Origin of the sequence: Paracoccus mangrovi (assembly GCF_042648425.1) — a bacterium.
GTDB lineage: Bacteria > Pseudomonadota > Alphaproteobacteria > Rhodobacterales > Rhodobacteraceae > Paracoccus > Paracoccus mangrovi.
In genome coordinates this window covers 138494-158449 of the sequence record NZ_JBHRXJ010000003.1, presented here as the reverse complement: position 1 = coordinate 158449, position 19956 = coordinate 138494, and the positions used below count along the sequence as shown (strand labels likewise).

At 64.1% G+C, this 19956-nt stretch carries 18 protein-coding genes; 8 read left to right on the top strand and 10 right to left on the bottom strand.

Translation table 11 applies throughout. From position 1 onward, the window contains the following. Window positions 1-107: 107 nt before the first annotated feature. The gene (locus ACFOMH_RS05420) at window positions 108-1559 is read right to left on the bottom strand and encodes an aldehyde dehydrogenase family protein (RefSeq protein WP_374423749.1); all 1452 of its coding nucleotides are present in this window, start codon (window positions 1557-1559) and stop codon (window positions 108-110) included. 166 nt (window positions 1560-1725) lie between these two features. On the opposite strand from ACFOMH_RS05420, the gene ACFOMH_RS05415 reads away from it, so the two are divergent. Beyond that, window positions 1726-2388, top strand: a complete 663-nt coding sequence (locus ACFOMH_RS05415; protein WP_374423751.1) for a peroxiredoxin — start codon at window positions 1726-1728, stop codon at window positions 2386-2388. Between the two features lie 53 nt (window positions 2389-2441). Here ACFOMH_RS05415 and ACFOMH_RS05410 read toward each other — a convergent pair whose 3' ends face one another. The 3 genes from ACFOMH_RS05410 to putP all read right to left on the bottom strand — a co-directional run bounded on the left by ACFOMH_RS05410 (window position 2442) and on the right by putP (window position 7149). Next, entirely contained in the window at window positions 2442-3239 is a 798-nt protein-coding gene (locus ACFOMH_RS05410; RefSeq protein WP_377743127.1) for a hypothetical protein, read from the bottom strand. Between the two features lie 72 nt (window positions 3240-3311). After that, a complete protein-coding gene (pnp, locus tag ACFOMH_RS05405; protein ID WP_374423755.1) occupies window positions 3312-5462 on the bottom strand; it encodes a polyribonucleotide nucleotidyltransferase in 2151 nt (716 codons plus the stop codon). A gap of 235 nt (window positions 5463-5697) precedes the next feature. Then, window positions 5698-7149, bottom strand: a complete 1452-nt coding sequence (putP, locus tag ACFOMH_RS05400) for a sodium/proline symporter PutP (protein WP_377743125.1) — start codon at window positions 7147-7149, stop codon at window positions 5698-5700. Window positions 7150-7437: 288 nt separating this feature from the next. Here putP and ACFOMH_RS05395 point away from each other — a divergent pair, with 288 nt between their 5' ends. Both ACFOMH_RS05395 and ACFOMH_RS05390 read left to right on the top strand, forming a co-directional pair. Continuing rightward, complete coding sequence (locus ACFOMH_RS05395) at window positions 7438-7851, top strand: hypothetical protein (protein ID WP_377743124.1); 414 nt, start codon at window positions 7438-7440, stop codon at window positions 7849-7851. Between the two features lie 40 nt (window positions 7852-7891). After that, window positions 7892-9268 (top strand): PepSY-associated TM helix domain-containing protein, encoded by a 1377-nt coding sequence (locus ACFOMH_RS05390; RefSeq protein ID WP_377743123.1) that lies wholly within the window; start codon window positions 7892-7894, stop codon window positions 9266-9268. A 65-nt stretch (window positions 9269-9333) separates the two neighbouring features. On the opposite strand, the gene rpsO is transcribed toward ACFOMH_RS05390, so the two are convergent. The 5 genes from rpsO to ACFOMH_RS05365 all read right to left on the bottom strand — a co-directional run bounded on the left by rpsO (window position 9334) and on the right by ACFOMH_RS05365 (window position 13154). Beyond that, window positions 9334-9603 carry a 30S ribosomal protein S15 gene (gene rpsO / locus ACFOMH_RS05385; protein WP_374423763.1) on the bottom strand — a complete coding sequence of 90 codons (270 nt, stop codon included), beginning with the start codon at window positions 9601-9603 and terminating at the stop codon, window positions 9334-9336. Between the two features lie 169 nt (window positions 9604-9772). Then, on the bottom strand, window positions 9773-10735 hold the full coding sequence (locus ACFOMH_RS05380) for a calcium-binding protein (RefSeq protein ID WP_377743120.1): 963 nt from the start codon (window positions 10733-10735) through the stop codon (window positions 9773-9775). Window positions 10736-10827: 92 nt separating this feature from the next. Continuing rightward, the gene (locus ACFOMH_RS05375; protein WP_377743119.1) at window positions 10828-11352 is read right to left on the bottom strand and encodes a DUF1643 domain-containing protein; all 525 of its coding nucleotides are present in this window, start codon (window positions 11350-11352) and stop codon (window positions 10828-10830) included. Between the two features lie 41 nt (window positions 11353-11393). Next, window positions 11394-12047 (bottom strand): YggS family pyridoxal phosphate-dependent enzyme, encoded by a 654-nt coding sequence (locus tag ACFOMH_RS05370; protein WP_377743117.1) that lies wholly within the window; start codon window positions 12045-12047, stop codon window positions 11394-11396. A gap of 75 nt (window positions 12048-12122) precedes the next feature. Beyond that, complete coding sequence (locus ACFOMH_RS05365) at window positions 12123-13154, bottom strand: porin (protein WP_377743116.1); 1032 nt, start codon at window positions 13152-13154, stop codon at window positions 12123-12125. Between the two features lie 335 nt (window positions 13155-13489). Here ACFOMH_RS05365 and ACFOMH_RS05360 point away from each other — a divergent pair, with 335 nt between their 5' ends. The 5 genes from ACFOMH_RS05360 (at window position 13490) to ACFOMH_RS05340 (ending at window position 19358) form a co-directional block, all read left to right on the top strand. Next, window positions 13490-13993 carry a DUF3576 domain-containing protein gene (locus ACFOMH_RS05360; RefSeq protein ID WP_377743114.1) on the top strand — a complete coding sequence of 168 codons (504 nt, stop codon included), beginning with the start codon at window positions 13490-13492 and terminating at the stop codon, window positions 13991-13993. A 65-nt stretch (window positions 13994-14058) separates the two neighbouring features. Next, on the top strand, window positions 14059-16641 hold the full coding sequence (leuS, locus tag ACFOMH_RS05355) for a leucine--tRNA ligase (RefSeq protein WP_377743112.1): 2583 nt from the start codon (window positions 14059-14061) through the stop codon (window positions 16639-16641). Next, the gene (gene lptE / locus ACFOMH_RS05350; protein WP_377743111.1) at window positions 16628-17125 is read left to right on the top strand and encodes an LPS assembly lipoprotein LptE; all 498 of its coding nucleotides are present in this window, start codon (window positions 16628-16630) and stop codon (window positions 17123-17125) included. The genes leuS and lptE overlap by 14 nt, the downstream gene beginning before the upstream one ends. Beyond that, window positions 17122-18150 carry a DNA polymerase III subunit delta gene (gene holA, locus ACFOMH_RS05345; RefSeq protein WP_377743109.1) on the top strand — a complete coding sequence of 343 codons (1029 nt, stop codon included), beginning with the start codon at window positions 17122-17124 and terminating at the stop codon, window positions 18148-18150. Before lptE ends, holA begins: the two co-directional genes overlap by 4 nt. Further along, a complete protein-coding gene (locus tag ACFOMH_RS05340) occupies window positions 18123-19358 on the top strand; it encodes a BaiN/RdsA family NAD(P)/FAD-dependent oxidoreductase (protein WP_377743107.1) in 1236 nt (411 codons plus the stop codon). Before holA ends, ACFOMH_RS05340 begins: the two co-directional genes overlap by 28 nt. Here ACFOMH_RS05340 and ACFOMH_RS05335 read toward each other — a convergent pair. Continuing rightward, window positions 19334-19921, bottom strand: a complete 588-nt coding sequence (locus ACFOMH_RS05335; RefSeq protein WP_377743105.1) for a glutathione S-transferase family protein — start codon at window positions 19919-19921, stop codon at window positions 19334-19336. The two genes, ACFOMH_RS05340 and ACFOMH_RS05335, sit on opposite strands and share 25 nt — an antisense overlap. Between the last annotated feature and the right edge of the window lie 35 nt (window positions 19922-19956).

Below are 19956 nucleotides of genomic sequence, written 5' to 3'. Positions count from 1 at the left end.
CGCGCCGGCATCTGAAACGCAAACCGCCGCCGTCCCGGCAACCCGGTCGGCGGCGGCAACGCTGGCCGGGATCGGAGCCCATCCCGGCCGCGATCCCGAACAGCGGGTCAGGCGTCAAGATCCCAGCCGCTGATCTGTTTGCTGTCCATGAACTCTTCCAGCCCCCAGACGCCGCCTTCGCGCGCGCGCCCGGACGCCTTGATACCACCAAAGGCCGAGCCGCGCCCGCGCGACTGTCCATTGGTTTCGATCATGCCGGCGCGCAGCTTGCGGGCCAGCCGGTTGCGGCGCGCGCCGTCCTGGGTCTGGACGTAATTCGTCAGGCCAAAGATCGTGTCATTGGCGATGTCGACGGCCTCTTCCTCGCTGTCGAAGGGGATGATGGACAGCACCGGGCCAAAGATTTCCTGGCGGGCGACGCTCATCTCGTTCGTGACATCGGCGAATACGGTGGGGCGCACGAAATAGCCGCGATTGACGCCTTCGGGCAGGCCGGGGCCGCCGGCGACAAGCCGCGCGCCTTCGTCGATGCCCTGTTGGATCATGTCCTGGATCTTGTCCCATTGCAGCTTGCTGACCACCGGACCGATATGGCGGCCGGGCTGATGGGCGGATGCGACGGCAGTTTCCTCGGCCACCTTGCGGGCCTGTTCGACCGCCTGATCATAGAAAGAGCGTTCGACCAGCATCCGGGTGGGCGCATTGCAGGACTGGCCGGAATTGTTGAAGCAATGCCGCGCACCGCGTTCGACCGCCTTGGGATCGGCATCGGCAAAGACCAGATTGGCCCCCTTGCCGCCCAGTTCCAGCGCGACTTTCTTGACCGTGTCGGCGGCGGCCTTGGTGATCGCGATCCCGGCCCGGGTCGATCCGGTAAAGCTGATCATGTCGACATCGGGATGGACCGAAAGCTGGGTTCCGACCCCCAGACCGTCGCCATTGACCATGTTATAGACACCCGGCGGCAGCCCCGCCTCATCCACGATTTCGGTGAACAGGACCGAAGACAGCGGCGCGATCTCGCTGGGTTTCAGCACCACGGTATTGCCCGTCAGGATCGCCGGAATCACCTTGAGCGTGACCTGATTCATCGGCCAGTTCCATGGCGTGATCAGACCGATCACCCCGATCGGTTCCCAGGCGACCATGGTGGTGGGCGCATGCGGGCCCAGCGGACGGATGAATTCGAAATTGCGAAAGCTTTCGATGAAGGTCGCGATATGGAATTCGCCGACGCCCGTCTGATCGCTTAGCGCCATATCCTGCGGGGCACCCATTTCATCGCTGATGGCGCGGGCCATGTCGGGCGCGCGGCGGCGATAGATGTCGAGGATCTTTTCCACATAGGCCAGCCGAGTTTCCGGGGGCGTTTCCGACCATGCCGGAAAGGCGGCCTTGGCCGCGGCCACCGCCGCATCGGTATCCGCCTGACTGCCCAGCGAGATCACCGCCACCGGCTCTTCGGTCGAGGGATCGATGACCTCAAGATCACGGGAGCTGGCAGGGTCGACCCATTGCCCGTTGATGTAGAATTTGCGCAGATCTGCCAATGCGGTCATCGAAGTCACTCCCTCATCCGTGCCGGTGGCGACAAATTGGCACCTGCCTCGCCGCGCTTCAAGCCCGCTGCTGCGGCGCGCAAAATCACGACCTAAAAGATCGTGTTGGACAATCGGCCCGGCATGACTATCTTGCCAGCGACAGAAACCCGAAAGGACCGCGTGCATGTCTCTGCGCATCAACGATATTGCCCCCGATTTCACCGCCGAATCGACCGAAGGCACCATCCGCCTGCATGACTGGATCGGCGACAGCTATGCCATCCTGTTCAGCCACCCGCGCGATTTCACTCCGGTCTGCACGACGGAATTCGGCGCGGTCGCCCAGCTGGTGCCAGAGTTTGAAAAGCGCAACACCAAGGTGCTGGGCGTCTCGGTCGATTCGGTCGAGGATCACGGCAAATGGAAGGCCGATATCGAAAAGATCGCCGGCGTCCCCGCCAATTTCGCCATTATCGACGACACCACGCTGAACGTCGCCAAGGCCTATGACATGCTGCCGGCCGATTACTATCTGCCCAACGAAGGCCGCACGCCCCAGCATTCGGCCACCGTGCGCACCGTGTTCATCATCGGCCCCGACAAGAAGGTGCGGCTGACAATGACCTATCCGATGTCGGTCGGCCGCAATTTCGCCGAAATCCTGCGCGCGCTGGATGCGGTGCGCATGACCGATGGGGTGCCGCTGGCCACGCCCGCGAATTGGGTGCCGGGTCAGGACGTGATCGTCGCGCTTTCGCTGGACGACGCGGCGGCCGAGGCGAAATACGGCAAGCTGGACAAAAAGCTGCCCTATCTGCGCTTTGCCAGAACGCCCCGGCTGGGCTGATCGGATCTGGCGAAAAGACGGCGCCGCGTTCCCCAAAAGGGGGCGCGGCCGCGCTAAAGGAACCCCGCCGCCCGCGCCCGCGCGACATGATGGCCCAGAAAGCTGTCCTCCGGGATTTCGCCGCCGTTTTCGGCCCTGAGGATCTTGTTGATATTGCTGGCGGTCAGATGGACGGCCCGGGTTTCTGGCCCGAAGCTTGCATCCGTCAGGTCGCCGGGCGTCACGAAACGCCGGCAATCGGCGGTCAGGATCGGGTAAAGCACCTCAAGCGGCAGCGCATATCGCAATTCGTCATGCTTGCGCAGGAACGCGGTCAGCGCGCGCGGACCGGTCGATCCCCAGGGCCAGTTTTCAATCGGCACGCCGCGCCCAAATGTCTTGATCTGGTATTTCAGCCGCCGCGCACCCTGGATATGGGGCGCGATCCCGCGCATCCCCGGCCCCAGCTTTGACAGATCCGCCAGCACCGGCGAATGCTTCGGCAGGCGCAGCACGGCGCAATTCACCTGATCCGGCTTTTCATAGCCATAGATCCGGTCGCCCGGAAAATCGAACGGTTGCAGCGCGATCATGTCCAGATCGACCCAGGTGTGATCGGTGTTCCGCATCAGCGCAAAGCGGAAGAAATTCGAATGCAGCGAGGGCGAGCCTTCGCGCGCATAGATCGCGATCTTTTCGGTCGGATAGACCTCATTCGCATCGCGCCCCTCGACCCCGGGCGGCAGGTTCACGATGGGCGCATAGCTATAGACGGTCAGCGGATTTCCCATGCGCAGAAAACTTGCGGCGGATGCCAGCTCGATCGGCCCCAGCCGTTCGCCGACCCATAGCGTCGCCAGTGAATTGCGCATCCTCGCCTCCGATGAAAAAGGACCGGCCCGAACATCGCCGGGCCGGTCCGAAAACTCAAGAAGTCGGGCCGATTATTCGGCCTGAGCTTCTTCTTTCTTCTCGGGGGCGATTTCCTCGCCGGTTTCCTGATCGACCATTTTCATGCCAAGGCGCACCTTGCCGCGGTCGTCAAAGCCCAAAAGCTTGACCTTCACTTCCTGACCTTCCTTCAGCACCTCATTGGGGTGGGTCAGGCGCTTGTTGGCGATCTGGGACACATGGACCAGACCGTCGCGCTTGCCAAAGAAGTTCACGAAAGCGCCGAAATCGACCAGTTTCACGACCTTGCCGGTATAGACCTTGCCCTCTTCGGGTTCGGCCACGATCGAATAGATCATGTCATGGGCTTTCTTGATCGAATCGGCGTTGGCCGAGGCGATCTTGATGGTGCCGTCATCGTTGATGTCGACCTTGGCGCCCGAGGTTTCCACGATTTCGCGGATGACCTTGCCGCCCGAACCGATCACTTCGCGAATCTTGTCGGTCGGGATGGTCATGGTTTCGATGCGCGGGGCATGGGCGCTGAATTCGCGGCGCCCCTCGGTCAGGGCATGGGCCATTTCGCCCAGGATGTGCATCCGGCCGTCTTTCGCCTGCGCCAGCGCCTGTTCCATGATCGCGGGCGTGATGCCGGCAACCTTGATGTCCATTTGCAGCGAGGTGATGCCGTTGGCGGTGCCCGCAACCTTGAAGTCCATGTCGCCGAGGTGATCCTCGTCGCCCAGAATGTCGGTCAGAACGGCGTATTTGCCGTCATCTTCTAGGATAAGACCCATGGCCACACCGGCGACCGGCGCCTTGAGCGGCACACCCGCATCCATCATCGACAACGAACCGCCACAGACCGAAGCCATCGAGGACGAGCCGTTCGATTCGGTGATCTCGCTGACCACGCGGATGGTATAGGGGAAGTCGGTCGCCGCCGGCAGCACCGCTTGCAGCGCGCGCCAGGCCAGCTTTCCGTGACCGATTTCGCGGCGGCCGGGCGACCCCACGCGGCCAACCTCGCCGACCGAATAGGGCGGGAAGTTATAGTGCAGCAGGAAGTTCGAACGGAAATTGCCGTGCAGCGCGTCGATGATCTGTTCGTCGTCGCCGGTGCCCAGCGTGGTCACGACCAGCGCCTGGGTTTCGCCACGGGTGAACAGCGACGAACCATGCGTGCGGGGCAGGATGCCGACTTCGCAGTCGATGCCGCGCACGGTCTTGGTGTCGCGGCCGTCGATGCGGGCGCCGCCATTGATGATGTCACCGCGCAGAATGCCCGATTCCAGCTTTTTCAGCGCCGAACCCAGGTTGGCGTCCGCCAGCTCTTCCTCGGTCAGGGCTTCCTTGATCGCGGCTTTCGCGGCGGCAACGGCGTCCTGACGCTCGGCCTTGTCCTTGATCGCATAGGCGGCGCGCATCTGCGCCTCGCCCAGCGATTTCACGCGGGCGTAAAGCGCGCTGTAATCGGGCGACTGGAAATCAAAGGGCTCTTTGGCGGCGTCTTCGGCAAAGTCGATGATCATGTCGATCACCGGCTGCATGGCGTCATGGCCGAATTTGACCGCGCCCAGCATTTCCTCTTCGGTCAGCTCATAGGCTTCGGATTCGACCATCATCACGGCGTCCTTGGTGCCGGCGACGACCAGATCCAGACGCTGTTCGGGGTTCGAACGCAGCTGATCCATATCCTGAACCTCGGGGTTCAGCACATATTCGCCGTCAACGAAACCGACGCGCGCGGCGCCGATCGGACCCATGAAGGGCACGCCCGAAATGGTCAGCGCGGCCGAGGCGGCGATCATGGCGACGATATCGGGATCGTTGACCAGATCGTGCGACAGCACGGTGCACATGACCAGAACTTCGTTCTTGAAGCCGGGGGCGAAAAGCGGGCGGCAGGGACGGTCGATCAGACGCGCGGTCAGCGTCTCTTTTTCGGTCGGGCGCGCCTCGCGCTTGAAAAAGCCGCCCGGGATTTTGCCGGCGGCATAGTATTTTTCCTGATAGTGAACCGTCAGCGGGAAAAAGTCCTGACCCGGCTTGGGTTCTTTGGCGAAGGTCACGTTGGCCATGACGCTGGTTTCGCCCAGCGTGGCGATGACCGAACCGTCGGCCTGACGCGCAACCTTGCCCGTTTCCAGCGTCAGCGTTTCCTGACCCCACTGGATGGATTTCTTCACTTCGTCAAAATGCATCTGATGTCCTCTGGGTGCGCGCCAGCCCTCTGGCCGCCCCGTGTCATATCGCGGCCCCATTGCCGCAGCCCCCTGTCCTTTGCGTAGCCCCGGAGGCGCGGGCTTCACGTCGCAGATTGGGGGGCCATACAGTAAAACTTGGGGTTTGGGAAGTGGTTTGACCCGGCCCCGCCCCGCCGTCACGAAAGCGCCCGCCCCTTTCGGGGCGGGCGCGAATTCCCGGAAATCCGCCCGATCAGGCGCCTTTCGGCGCGCGGTATTCGCCGCGATCGGGGGTGTTCAGGCTAACCAGCACGATGGCGATCCAGGACGCGATAAAGCCCGGAACGATCTCGTAAAGCGTGCTGCTGAGTCCCAGCGCGATCCACAGGATCACCACCACGGCGCCCACGATCAGCCCGGCCACGGCACCGGCGCCGGTCATCCGCTTCCAGGTCAGCGCCAGAATGATTAGCGGACCGAAGGCGGCGCCGAACCCGGCCCAGGCATTGGCGACCAGCCCCAGAACCTGCGAATCCGGGTCGCTGGCGATGATCACCGCAACCGCACCCACCGCCAGAACCGCCAGACGGCCGACATTGACCAGCTCGCGTTCCGTCGCGCCGCGCTTGAAGACGGTGCGATAAATATCCTCGGTCAGCGAGGACGAGGCGACCAGAAGCTGGCTCGACACCGTCGACATGATCGCGGCCAGCAGCGCGGCATAAAGAAAGCCCGTGACCAGCGGATGGAACAACAGATCCGACAGGATGATGAAGATGGTTTCCGGGTCGGCCACGTCCAGCCCGGTGCGCAGCGCATAGGCGCGTCCAAAGACACCCACGGCCACCGCCCCGATCAGCGAGACGATCATCCAGCTCATGCCGATGCGGCGCGCGGTCGGCACGTCCTTGACGCTGCGCACGGCCATGAAGCGCACGATGATATGCGGCTGGCCGAAATAGCCCAGACCCCAGGCCACCGCCGACAACCAGCCCAACAGGGTGACGCCCTTGAACATCGACAGATATTCGGGGTCGACCGCGGTCAGCCGCTCGGTCGCCTGTTCGACACCGGCGCCGCCCTGCGTGGTCAGAATGACTATGGGCATGATCACCAGCGCAAGCATCATGATGCAGCCCTGAACGAAATCGGTCAGGCTGACGGCCAGAAACCCGCCCATGACCGTATAGACCAGCACGACGCCCAGCGTGACCAGCACCCCGGTCATGTAATCGCCGCCAAAGGCGCTGGCAAACAGCTTGCCGCCGCCGACCAGCCCCGAGGCGGTATAGACCGAAAAGAACACCACGATGATGATCGCCGACACGATCCGCAGCAGCACCGCCTGACTGGGGAAACGATTGCCCAGAAAGCCCGGGATGGTCAGGCTGTTGTCATATTCCTCGGTCTGCTGGCGCAGGCGGGGGGCGACGATCAGCCAGTTGAGCCATGCGCCGACCACCAGACCGATACCGATCCAGCTTTGCGACAGGCCCGACACGAACAGCGCGCCCGGCAGACCCAGAAGCAGCCAGCCGCTCATGTCCGAGGCCCCGGCGGACAGCGCCGCGACCGAGGGCGACAGGCTGCGGCCACCCAACATGTATTCTTCGGAATTCGACGTCGATTTCCGCCAGGCATAAACGCCGATGGCAAGCATCAGCAGAAAATATGCCGCAAGGCTGATCCAGACTCCGGGCTGCATTGACTCCTCCTGCATTCACGAATGTGCGCGGCTTCTGTCACAGAAGCGTGCAAAACCGAAGAAAAAACAGGCGATTGGGCCACGATCACCGGGAATATGGTCGAATCGTCTAAATTTTCCCGCCAGAAATCCCAAAAGACCTTGGATCCGGCAATTTTAGACGATCCGACTTTGCGCAATACTAGCCGATTTTGCCGAAATGTTCGACCCTGGCGGGTTTTGGGCGTGCTGGCCGCACCGCATAGTCGAATTGACCACGGACCGGCGACGGGTCTATGACTGCCGCCCATGCAAGCGGGATTGTTTCAGCGGCTGCGTCGATTGGCGCTTTGGATGGCTTTGGGGCCATTCCTGATGCTGTCGCTGATCTCGCAGGGGGTGATGCCCACGCGCGGCGCCGATGGCACGGTGATGCTGGTGCTTTGCACCCCCGACGGCATCATCGAAATCGCCGCCGATGCGCAAACCTTGCAACCTCTGGACGATGGCCCGGGCAGCCCCGTCCGCCATCCCGACCCGGGGACCGGCGATCATTGCCCCTGGGCTGGACTGCAAGCGCCCATCGACCTGACCGCCGCCGCGCGCATGCCGCAGATGCTGCGCCCCGCGCTGCCGCAAGGCTTTGCGCCGGTCCATACGGTACTGGCTGCGGGTCGCGCCACGGGGCTGCCGCCGGCGACCGGACCGCCCTTTCCCGTCTGACGTTTCCCAAACCGAAACCACAGACACGGGAATATCCCACATGACCGACATGACCGACGGGGCAATCGCCCCCGGCGCCCGACGCATGGGCGCCGCATCCGACCTTTATCGCGCCGTCTGGCGCTGGCATTTCTATGCCGGGCTGCTGGTGCTGCCCTTTATGATCACACTGGCGGTGACCGGCGGGCTTTACCTGTTCCGGGACGAAATCGACGGCTATCTTCACGCCGATCTGAAACGGATCGAGGCCCAGCAGGCCACGCGGATCGCGCCCTCGGCGCTGGTGGCGGCGGCGCTTGAGGCCGCGCCCGGCACGGCGATCAAATATATCGACCCGCCCGCCGATGACTGGTCGACCGAAATCACCGTCCAGACCCCAGAGGGCCGCACCGCCGTCTATCTGAACCAATATAGCGGCCAGGTGCTGGGTACCCTGCCCGATCGCGGCACGGTGGCATGGACCATCCGCTATCTGCACTCGCTGCGCTATTTCGGGCCTACCGCCCGCAGCGCGATCGAAATCGTCGGTGGCTTTGCCATCCTGTTGGTGGCGACCGGGATTTACCTGTGGTGGCCGCGCGGCCAGCGGGGCGGCGTGGTGTCGCTACGCGGGATGCCGGGGCGACGGATCTGGTGGCGCGATCTGCACGCGGTCAGCGGGATCTTCACCGGCGGCTTTATCGTCTTTCTGACGGTGACGGGCATGCCGTGGTCCCAGCATTGGGGCGGCAAGGTGAACGAATGGGCCAATGGCCGCAATTTCGGCTATCCCGCCGGGCTGCGCACCGATGTGCCGATGTCGGGGCAAAAGCTGGACGAGATCGCCAAGACCGCATGGTCGCTGGAACAGGCGCAGATCCCCGAAAGCGACGCTCCGGCGGCGGGCATGCGGCCCATCGGGCTTGACCGTGCCGTCGCGGCTTTTGAAAGCCGTGGGCTGCATCGCGGCTATAGCGTCGCGCTGCCCAAGGATGCGCAGGGGGTCTATTCCGGCTCGGTCTATCCCGACGATCTGCGTCAGCAGCGCGTGGTGCATCTGGACCAGTATAGCGGCAAGGCGCTGATCGACATGAGCTATGGCGATTACGGCCCACTTGGCCGGGCGCTGGAATGGGGGATCAATACCCATATGGGACAGACCTTTGGCCTGACCAATCAGCTGGTGCTGGTGGCGGTCTGTATCGGTATCGTCATGCTGGCGGTGTCGGCGGGGGTGATGTGGTGGAAACGCCGCCCGGCCGGTCGCCTTGGCATCCCGCCCATGCCGAGCGACCGCAAGGTGCTGGTCGGGTTGCTTATCCTGTTGGGGATTGGCGGGGCGCTGTTTCCGCTGACCGGGGCCACGCTTTTGGTGATGATCCTGCTGGATCTGGCGGCGCAGCGCTTCTCGCGCCGAAGCGATCCGGCAAGCACCTGATCACAGAACGAAAAACGCCCGTGACACAAGGTCACGGGCGTCGATCTTTCCGGCGTGGGATGCGCTTAGCGGCGCAGACCCAGCTTGCCGATCAGATCGGTATAGCGGGCTTCATCCTTGCGCTTGAGATAGTCCAGCAGCTTGCGGCGCTGTGCGACCATCATCAGCAGACCACGACGCGAGTGGTTGTCTTTTTTGTGCGTCTTGAAATGCTCGGTCAGGGTGGCAATCCGCGAGGACAGGATCGCAACCTGCACCTCGGGCGAACCGGTATCGCCTTTCTTGGTGGCGAATTCGTTCATCAGGCGGTTCTTTTCTTCGACCGTGATCGACATCGGGGGCTCCTTTCAGAGTAAGGGGTTATGGCGCAGGCCGGGATGTCGTCCAGCACAGGCCCATGGAGAAACCGCCGGGAATCACCCCGGCGGATGCGCGCGTATAACAGGGTTCCGGCGCGATGGGAACGGCTTTATCCGTTCCGGCGGGCCATCTCTGGCGGCCGCATCAGGCCGCCGGCCGCACCGCGGTCAGGATGATGTCATGCACATCCAGCCCTTCGCCGTTCAGCAACCGGCCCACGGCGACCCCGTCCATGCGGATGACCGTCGCGCCCTCGTCATCGCGATCCAGCGACAGGGCCGGGACCTCGCCACTGCCATCGTCTTCATAGCGCAGCTCGATCTGATCCTCGGCGGCGGTGAAATCGGCGATGGTGGGGATGCCCGCACCCGGCTCATGCAGCACAAAGCGATCCTCGCCCGCGCCGCCCTCGACGAAATCGTTGGCGCCGCCGAACAGCGTGTCGTCACCTTCATCGCCATGCAGCCAGGCGCGATCGGCATGGGCCGAACCGACCAGAACGTCATCGCCTTCGCCCGCGTCCAGATCGTCCTGGCCGGGGCCCGCGATCAGGGTATCGTTGCCCGCATTGCCAAAGATCCAATCGGTGCCCGCCCCGCCGTTCAGCAGGTCGTTGCCATCGCCGCCAAAGATCGAGTCATTGCCGGCATCGCCGTTGACGGTATCGTCGCCGCCCTGCCCGGCCAGAGAATCGTCGCCATCCCCGCCCGAGATCGAGTCGTCGCCGCCTTCGCCGAAATCGTCGTCGCCATAGATCCAGTCGGTGCCGCGACCGCCCAGCATGGTGTCGTCGCCCAGGCCGCCATGCAGGTCGTCGTTTCCGTCGCGACCGCTCAGCATGTCGTCGCCATCGGCACCCGCCAGCCAGTCGGCGCCGTTGGTGCCATCGCGGGTCAGGCCGTCCGGCTCATCCGTGCCGTCGGTACCATCAGTACCATCGCCGCCACCGGAATTACCTGTGCCGTCGCCGCCCGAACCGCCATTGTCGGTTTCGGAATCGTTGTCATCCGTATTGTCGATATCTTCGTCTTCGTCCGTGGTCCGGCCTAGCGCGGTGGTGTCCACCGCCATCCCCATGACCAACAACCCGATCAAACTGCCCAACATCAACATGGCAAACCACTCGTTCGAATCATGCAACCATAACGATAACAATACCAGCGCACCCAAAGGCCCGCATCTGTTATGTTAATAAGCAGTTAATCCCAAAGATTCAATTTTAATGAACGCTTCAGATAAAGCGGGTGTCGCGGCGCGCCGGATTTCGTCAACCCGAGGTGGTAAAGCCGCAGGCCACAGCCGCGCAGCATCCGCTCGACCACGGCGGCGCGATCCCCCATCGCGCCATGCATGCCCCAGGCACAGATCACCAGATCGGCCCAGCGGGCGGCGCGCCGGATGGCCGCGTCGTTTTCCGGGCCGACCGGATCGGCGGCCAGCCGCAGCTCTTGCGGATAGGTGGCGCGCAGCGCAAACAGATTGACGATCCGATAGGCCGTCGCCCCAAGATCGGCGGCCCGGCTTTCACAACGCGCGATGGTCGGATCGTTCCTCCGGTGATCGGCGGTCGAGGGGTTCAGCATCACGAAACAGACCCGCCTGCCCCGCAGACCCGCCTCGCCCCAGTTCCGGGTCAACGCATAGCGGTAAAGCCCACAGCGCGAAAACACCGCGCTTGAACGCGTGGCGCCATCGCGATGGTTGCGGGTGATCCGATCAGACATGCGGCGGAAGGCCAGTCATGCGAGCCGCGATCCGGCTGGCGCTAGCCATAATCCCGCGCGCCAAAAATGGCGCTGCCGACACGGATATGGGTCGCGCCTTCGGCGATCGCCCGCTCGAAATCCGCGCTCATCCCCATGGACAGACCGCGCAGACCGTTGCGGGCGGCAATGCCGCGCAATTCGCGAAAATGCGGGACCGGGTCCTGATCCTCGGGCGGGATGCACATCAGCCCCACCAGCGGCAGATCGAGCCCCCGGCATTCCGCGATGAAGCCATCGGCATCATCGGGCAGGATCCCGGCCTTTTGCGGTTCGGCCCCGGTATTGACCTGTACGAACAGCTGTGGCGATGCGCCCCGCGCCTGCACCGCCCGCGCCAGCTTTTGCGCCAGCGAGGGCCGGTCCAGCGTGTGAATGGCGTCAAAGAGATCCAACGCCAGCTTCAGCTTGTTGCTTTGCAGCGGGCCGATCATATGCAGGTCGACCCCGGCAAAGGCCTCGCGCCATGCCGGCCATTTACCGGCCGCCTCCTGCACATAGTTTTCGCCGAAAACGCGCTGACCGGCGGCAAGAACCGCCTCGACCCGGGCGGGCGGCTGTACCTTGCTGACCGCGATCAGCGTGACATCACCCGGCGCACGTCCGGCCAAGGCTTCGGCCGCGGCAATCCGTTTTCTGATCTGATCCAGTCCCATGCGCCATGATTCCCAAAAGAAAAGAGCGGGCGCAAGGCCCGCTCTTTCTTGTTCCGAAATTCGGATCCGTCAGGATCAGAACTTGAACTTGATACCTGCGTCGACAACGGTGTCGTTCAGGTAGTCGGTGTCGACGATACCGCCGGCCAGGACAGCGCCGCCGCCCAGGTCGTATTCAGCGCCGATGCCGAAGCTGTCGAAGTCTTTGTCTTCAACGGCAGCAACGTCGGTTTTGAACTCGTCACGGCGCCAGAAGCCTTCGATCAGGACGGCGTCAAGCTGGTAAGCAGCCGACAGACCGAGGGTCTTGTCCATTTCGTAGCCGTTGGCCGCGTTGTTCAGCTCGGCGACTTCGTCGCTCCAGTTGCTGCCACCGATGTCGATGTTGCCACGGTTTTTGTAGTCGGCATAGATGCCTTTGACCGAGAACTGGTTGAACTTGGCTTCAGCACCCAGCACGATTTCTTTGGCTTCGTCGTGCTTCGAGTAAGCCAGACCGACCCACCAGGTTTCGGCTTCGTATTTACCGGCCAGCGACCATGCAACCTGATCCGACTCGGCGTCCAGTTCGTCATCAACGTCGTCGCCGACGGTGGTGAACCAATCGGTGTCCGAACCGTCCGAAGCCGACGCGTACAGCGAGATGTTGTTGATGGTGTATTCGTACAGGATGTTCGGACCCTGGTTGATGTTCACACCATCAGCGGTCAGGTAGGCGATTTCTTCGACGTCGCCAGCGAACGAACCATCGGTGTAGCCGACTTCGTACAGGTCGCCGATCGCTTGTTCAGCGGCCGAAACAACGTCACCCATCGACAGTTTGCCGTAGGTGCCCGAAATCCAGATGGCGCCAGCCGAACCGCGAGCGGCCGAACGGTATTCGTTGCCGTTGTAGTTCTCTTGGTCGACGCGGAAAGCAGCGCCGAACGACAGGCCGGCATCCGATTCACCGGTCAGGGTGAATTTCACGCGGGCACGGCTCGAGAACTGAACGTCGTTGCCGTCATAGATCATACCCATGCGGCCGTCGCCCGACAGCGCGACTTCAGCGGAAGCGAAGCCAGCCGACAGAACCAGGGCGCTGGTCGCGAAAAGAACCTTTTTCATGGTTTTCCCTCTTGTCTCTCTCGTGTGCCCCATCCGGGCACTCCGGGTTGGGGTATGAGCCGTATGTCGCCCTTTCACCCCCGCATTGCAACGGAATCGCATCCACTTAGCCCCATTCCACATTTCTGTGATGCACATCAGCCACACCCGATTGTACGGCGGCGTCATAGGGTCCGGGCCGGATTTTTCCAAACCTGCACGCCCGTTTTCCGCCCTACGCGCGCGAGCATCTTATAGGCGCGCCGGCGGATCGGGCACTGCCGGCGCGGCCTCTCTTGTCGCAAGGGGCAGAATTACGCTATGGGTCGCTGAAGGACGATCCCGGGGGACACCAGATGACCAGACGCGCCGCAAGGCTGACCGCCGCCCTGCTTCTTTCCGCGGGGCTTGCCGCATGTTCCGGCGGCGGCTCGGGATCGGCAGGCTCGGCCGGCTTTGGCAGCGGCGGCGGTGGCGGCCAGCAACAGACGGCGGCCACCCAACAGCGTCAGCAATCGACGCTGTGGGACCTGTTCTCGAATCGCCGCGACCCGAACGACACCGTGGCGGTCAACCGCTATCTGTGGAACGCCAGCCTTGAGGTGCTGAACTTCCTGCCGATTCAGTCGGTCGATCCCTTTACCGGCCTGATCGTCACCGGCTATGGCACGCCCCCCGGCGGCGGTCGCTCGTATCGCGCCACCGTCAAGGTCAGCGATCCCTCGCTGGACGCCCGCGCGCTGAAAGTGTCCTTGCAGGGCGCCGGCGGCAGCGCGGTCGCCCCCGATACCGTCCGCGCGGTCGAGGACGCGATTCTGACCCGCGCCCGTCAGCTGCGGGTGCAGGACAAGAACCTCTGACACCGCTGGACCTGTCCCGGCGCAACGGCTAAACCCTGCGGGCAATCTGACGCCCGGAGGTTTCCATGCCCTATGATCCCGCAAACAGCGAGCCGCGCTGGCAAAAGGCATGGAACGATGCCGGGACGTTCCGCGCCATCCGGGACGAACGCCCCAAATATTACGTCCTTGAGATGTTCCCCTATCCTTCGGGGCGCATCCATATGGGGCATGTGCGCAACTATACGATGGGCGACGTGGTCGCGCGCTTCAAACGCGCGCAGGGGTTCAGCGTGCTGCATCCGATGGGCTGGGACGCCTTCGGGATGCCGGCCGAAAACGCCGCGATGGAACAGGGCGGCCATCCCCGCGACTGGACCTATGCCAATATCGCCACCATGCGGGGTCAGCTGAAACCCTTGGGTCTGTCCATCGACTGGACCCGCGAATTCGCCACCTGCGACGACGATTATGTCGCCCAGCAGCAGGCGCTGTTTCTGGACTTCCTCGACGCGGGCCTTATCACCCGCAAATCGGCGCAGGTGAACTGGGATCCGGTCGACATGACCGTGCTGGCCAATGAACAGGTCGAGGACGGGCGCGGCTGGCGGTCCGGTGCGCTGGTCGAGCGGCGCGAGCTGACGCAATGGTTCTTTCGCATCTCGGACTATTCCGAGGAATTGCTGAGCGCGCTGGACGGTTTGACCGGCTGGCCCGACAAGGTGCGGCTGATGCAGGCCAACTGGATCGGCAAGTCGCGCGGGCTGCAATTCCGCTTTGCCACCGTGGGCGCGCCCGAAGGTTTCGATGCGATCGAGGTCTATACGACCCGTCCCGACACCCTGATGGGTGCAAGTTTCGCCGCGCTGTCGCCCGATCACCCGCTGATCCGGGCGCTGGCCGAAACGCGTCCCGAAATCGCCGCCTTTGTCGAGGAATGCAAGCGCATCGGCACCACCGAAGAGGCCATCGAAACCGCGCCCAAGCTGGGCTTCGACACCGGCCTGAGCGTGCGTCATCCGCTTGATCCGAATTGGGAATTGCCGATCTGGATCGCGAATTTCGTGTTGATGGATTACGGCACTGGCGCGATTTTCGGCAGCCCCGCCCATGACGAACGCGACCACGAATTCGCGACGAAATACGGGCTGTCGATCCGCGCCACATTCGGCGAACGCGGCATGACCGTCGAACAGGCCGACGCGCTTGTGGCCAAGGCCCCCTATGTGCCGATGAAATCGGAAATCGTGACCTATGTGCGCGGCTTTGCCGGCCCCGCCGACCAGACCGGCGAGGATGCCGTCATCGCCGCCATCACCCATGCCGAAGCGGCGGGCTATGGCGAGGGGGTGACGAAATTCCGTCTGCGCGACTGGGGCATCTCGCGCCAGCGGTATTGGGGCTGTCCGATCCCGGTGGTGCATTGCGAAAGCTGCGGCACCGTCCCCGAGCGCAAGGAAAACCTGCCCGTATTGTTGCCGCAGGATGTTGCCTTTGACGTGCCCGGCAACCCGCTGGATCGCCACCCGACCTGGCGCAACGTGGCCTGTCCGGTCTGTGGCAAACCGGCGCGGCGCGAAACCGATACCATGGACACCTTTGTCGATTCGTCCTGGTATTACGCGCGCTTTACCGCGCCCCATGCCGAAACGCCCACGCTGCGCGCGGATGCCGATTACTGGATGAATGTCGATCAGTATATCGGCGGGATCGAGCACGCGATCCTGCATCTTTTGTATTCGCGCTTTTTCGCCCGGGCGATGGTCAGGACCGGGCATCTGCCCGAATCCGCGAGCGAGCCGTTCGATGCGCTGTTCACGCAGGGCATGGTCACGCATGAGATTTATTATCAAGACGTTGCAACTGGCGTCAGCGAAAGCGGGCTCTCCGTTCGCCGTTCCTATTACTATCCAGAGCAAATAGAAAAACGTGCCGATGACCGTGTGTTTCTTAAGGAAGACGGAACGCAAGCTTTCATCATCCCCTCGGCCAAGATGTCGAAATCGAAAAAGAACGTCGTCGATCCGGTCAATATCGTCGCCAATTTCGGCGCCGATACCGCGCGCTGGTTCATGCTGTCCGACAGCCCGCCCGAACGCGACGTGGAATGGACCGCCGCCGGGGCCGAGGCCGCGAACAAGTTCCTGTCGCGCCTGTGGCGGCTTGCCGATGAGGCGCCCGAGAGCGGCGGCGACGATCCCGAACTGACCCGTGCGGCGCATCGCGCCATTGCCGATGTGACGAAATCCATCGAGGGCTTCGCCTTCAACAAGGCGGTGGCAAAGCTTTACGAACTGGCCAATGCGATCGGCAAATCGCCTGCGGGCGGCGAATCGCGGGCGGCGGTTCTGCGCATTCTGGCGCAGCTGATGGCGCCGATGGTGCCGCATCTGGCCGAAGAGGTCTGGTCGAAAGCCGGCGGGCAGGGCATGGTGGTCGATGCCGCATGGCCCAAGGCCGACCCGGCGATGCTGGTCTCGGACAGTGTGGTGCTGCCGATTCAGATCAACGGCAAGCGGCGCGCGGAAATCGAGGTGCCCAAGGACATGTCCAAGGAAGAGATCGAGGCCATCGTGCTGGCCGATGAGACCGTGCAGCGCTTCATGGAGGGCGCGGCGCCGAAAAAGCTGATCGTCGTGCCGGGGCGGATCGTCAATGTCGTGGTCTAGGCGCGGGATTCTGGCCGGCGGTCTGGCCGGCGCGCTGGTGCTGGCCGCCTGTGGCTTTTCGCCGGTCTATGGGCCGGGCGGCACCGGTGGCAAACTGTTTGGCCAGATCCGCGCCGCCGACCCCTCGACCCCCGACGAATACACATTCGCCGGCCGCATCGCCGAACGTCTTGGCCCCGATCAGGCCGCGCGCTTTGCGCTGGCCTATAAGCTGCGCATCGCCGTGGTGCCGCAGGCGATCACGCTGGACGAGGTGACGACCCGGTATTCGCTGAACGGCACCGCCGATTTCGTGCTGACAGAGGCCGCATCGGGGCAAGAGGTCACGCGCGGACAGGTCAGCACCTTCACATCCTATTCCACCACCGGCACGACCATCGCCACCATGTCGGCCGAACAGGACGCGCATGACCGGCTGGCACGGATGCTGGCCGATCAGGTGGTGACGCGGCTTCTGGCCATCGACCCCGCGACCCTGCAATGATCCTGAAGGGCGCCGAGATCGGCCGCTATCTTGCGCGCCCCGATCCGACCCGGCCAGGCCTGTTGATCTATGGTCAGGACGCGATGCGGGTGGCGTTGAAGCGGGCCGAGGCGGTCAAGGCGCTGGTCGGTGCACAGGCCGAGGAAGAGATGCGGCTGACCCGGTTGCCCGGCGCTGATCTGCGCAAGGATCCGGCCCAGCTGTTGGATGCCGTCAAGGCGGTGGGGTTCTTTCCCGGTCAGCGGGTGGTGCTGGTCGACGATGCGCCCGATGCCAGTGCGCCCGCCATCGCCGCCGCACTCGAGGAATGGAAATCCGGCGATGCCGTGGTGGTCGTGGCCGCCGGCGGGCTGGCCAAGTCATCGGCGCTGCGCAAGCTGTTCGAGCCCCATCCCACGGCGGTGACCGCGCCGATCTATGACGATCCCCCCGGCGAGGACGAGATCAATCGCTGGTTGGCGGATGCCGGCCTGCGCGAGGTGCCGCGCGATGCGATGCGCGATCTGCTGACGCTGTCGCGCGCGCTGGATCCGGGCGATTTCCGGCAGACGGTGGAAAAGATCGGGCTTTACAAGCATGGCGATGCCGCGCCTCTGGCCCCGGCCGAGATCGCGGCGCTTGCCCCGGCCACCATCGAGGCCGAGGTGGACGATCTGATCGATTGCGTGGCCGAGGGGCGGGGCCGGGAATTCGGCCCGCTGATGCGCCGCATCGAAGGGCAGGGGATCGCGCCCGTGACGTTGTGCATCGCCGCCCTGCGCCATTTCCGGGCGCTGCATGCCGGGGCCTCGGATCCCGGGGGGCCGGGGGCGGGGTTCGCGCGGCTGCGGCCGCCGGTCTTTGGTCCGCGCCGCGACCGCATGATCCGGCAGGCGCAGGATTGGGGCATGCGTGCGCTTGAGGATGCGATGCATCAGCTGATCGAAACCGATCTGAGTTTGCGGTCATCGTCGCGGGCGCCGGCCATGGCGTTGATGGAACGGATGCTTTTGCGTCTGTGCATGATGCCGCGGGGCGGGCGTTGAGCGCCGAGCGGGTCGAGGCCCTAGTGATCGGGGCCGGGCCGGCCGGGTTGATGGCGGCCGAGGTGCTGGCGGGGCAGGGCGCCCGTGTCGTGGTCGCCGAATCGATGCCGACACCGGCGCGAAAATTCCTGATGGCGGGGAAATCCGGGCTGAATCTGACCAAGGATGAACCGGCCGGGATATTTGCCACACATTTTGGGGGCTCTGCCCCCGGCCTGCGGCCCCCCCCGGGATATTTGGACATGAAAGAATTCGGACCCGCCGAGGTCATGAGTTGGGCGCAGGGGCTGGGGATCGAATTGTTCACCGGTTCGACCGGGCGGGTGTTTCCGGTGGGCATGAAGGCCTCGCCGCTTTTGCGGGCATGGCTGGGGCGGCTGGCCGGGCAAGGGGTCGAGCTGCGCAGCCGCTGGCGGTGGTGCGGATTTCAGGGCGAGGACTGGCGATTCGAGACGCAGGGCGGCGAGGTCCTGTTGCAGCCCCGTGCGGTGGTGCTGGCGCTTGGCGGCGCAAGCTGGCCCAGACTGGGATCGGATGCGGCATGGGTGCCGTGGCTGGCGGCGCGCGGGGTCGGCATCGCGCCCTTTCGGCCGGCGAATATGGGGTTTCACGTCGCCTGGTCGGCGCAGATGGCGCGGCATTTCGGGCAGGCGGTCAAGGGGGTCGCGCTGAGTGCCGGCGATCTGGTCAGCCGGGGGGAATGGGTCGTCACCGCGCGCGGAATCGAGGGCGGCGGTCTTTATGAGGTTGCCGCCGTGATCCGCGACGGGGCCGAGGCAATGGTCGATCTGGCGCCCGATCTGGGAGCCGAGGAGCTGGCCCGGCGTTTCGCGCAGGCGCCAGCAAAGCTGTCGGTCGGCAACCGGCTGCGGCGGGTTCTGGGCGATCCGTTGCGGGCCGCGCTGCTGATGGAATGGGGGCAACCGCTGCCCGGCGAGCCCGAGCGGCTGGCCATGCGCGCCAAGGGGCTGCGGCTGCGCCATGACGGGCCTTTCGGGATCGAGCGGGCGATTTCCTCGGCCGGGGGGATTACGGATGACAGTCTGGGGCCGTCGCTGGAACTGCGCGCGCTGCCGGGCGTCTTTGCCGCCGGCGAGATGCTGGATTGGGAGGCGCCGACCGGCGGCTATCTGTTGACCGGCTGTCTGGCCAGCGGATGGCGGGCCGGGCTGGGCGCCGCCGCCTATCTGGAAAGCGCGCGCAGATAGGCCGGGCGGGCCCGCATGATATCGAGATAATCGGTCAGCCGGTGCTCGGTGATCGGAAAGCGCGCTGACAGCGCCCAGGTCAGGCAATGCGCCAGGATGATGTCGGGCACGGTCAGCATGTCGCCCATCAAGAACCCGTCCTCGGCCATGCGCTGGACCAGCGTCTTCTGGCTGCGTTCGAATTCCCAGCGCAGCGTGTTCTTGATCGCCGCCAGGCGCATTTCCTCGGGCAGGACAAAACTGTGGCGGGCCGCGAGCCACAGCGCCGCGTCGAATTCATCGAGAATCAGCTGGGTCAGGCTGTCCTGCCGGGCGCGTTCCAGCGTGCCGGCGGGATGGGTCAGCGCGCCGTGGTGATCGGCCAGATAGGTCAGGATCGCCGTCGAATCGGTGATCGGCGTGCCATTGACGACCAGCACCGGAACCTTGCCGGCCGGGTTGAACGAGGTCACGCCTTCGGAATGGGCGTTGACGGGCACATGCTGATAGGGCTGGCCCAGTTCCTCAAGCATCCAAAGCACGCGCAGCGCACGGCTTTTTCCGGTTCCGATCACCTGATACATGCGCGCCCTCATCTGTCGCTGTCCAAGGCTAGCGT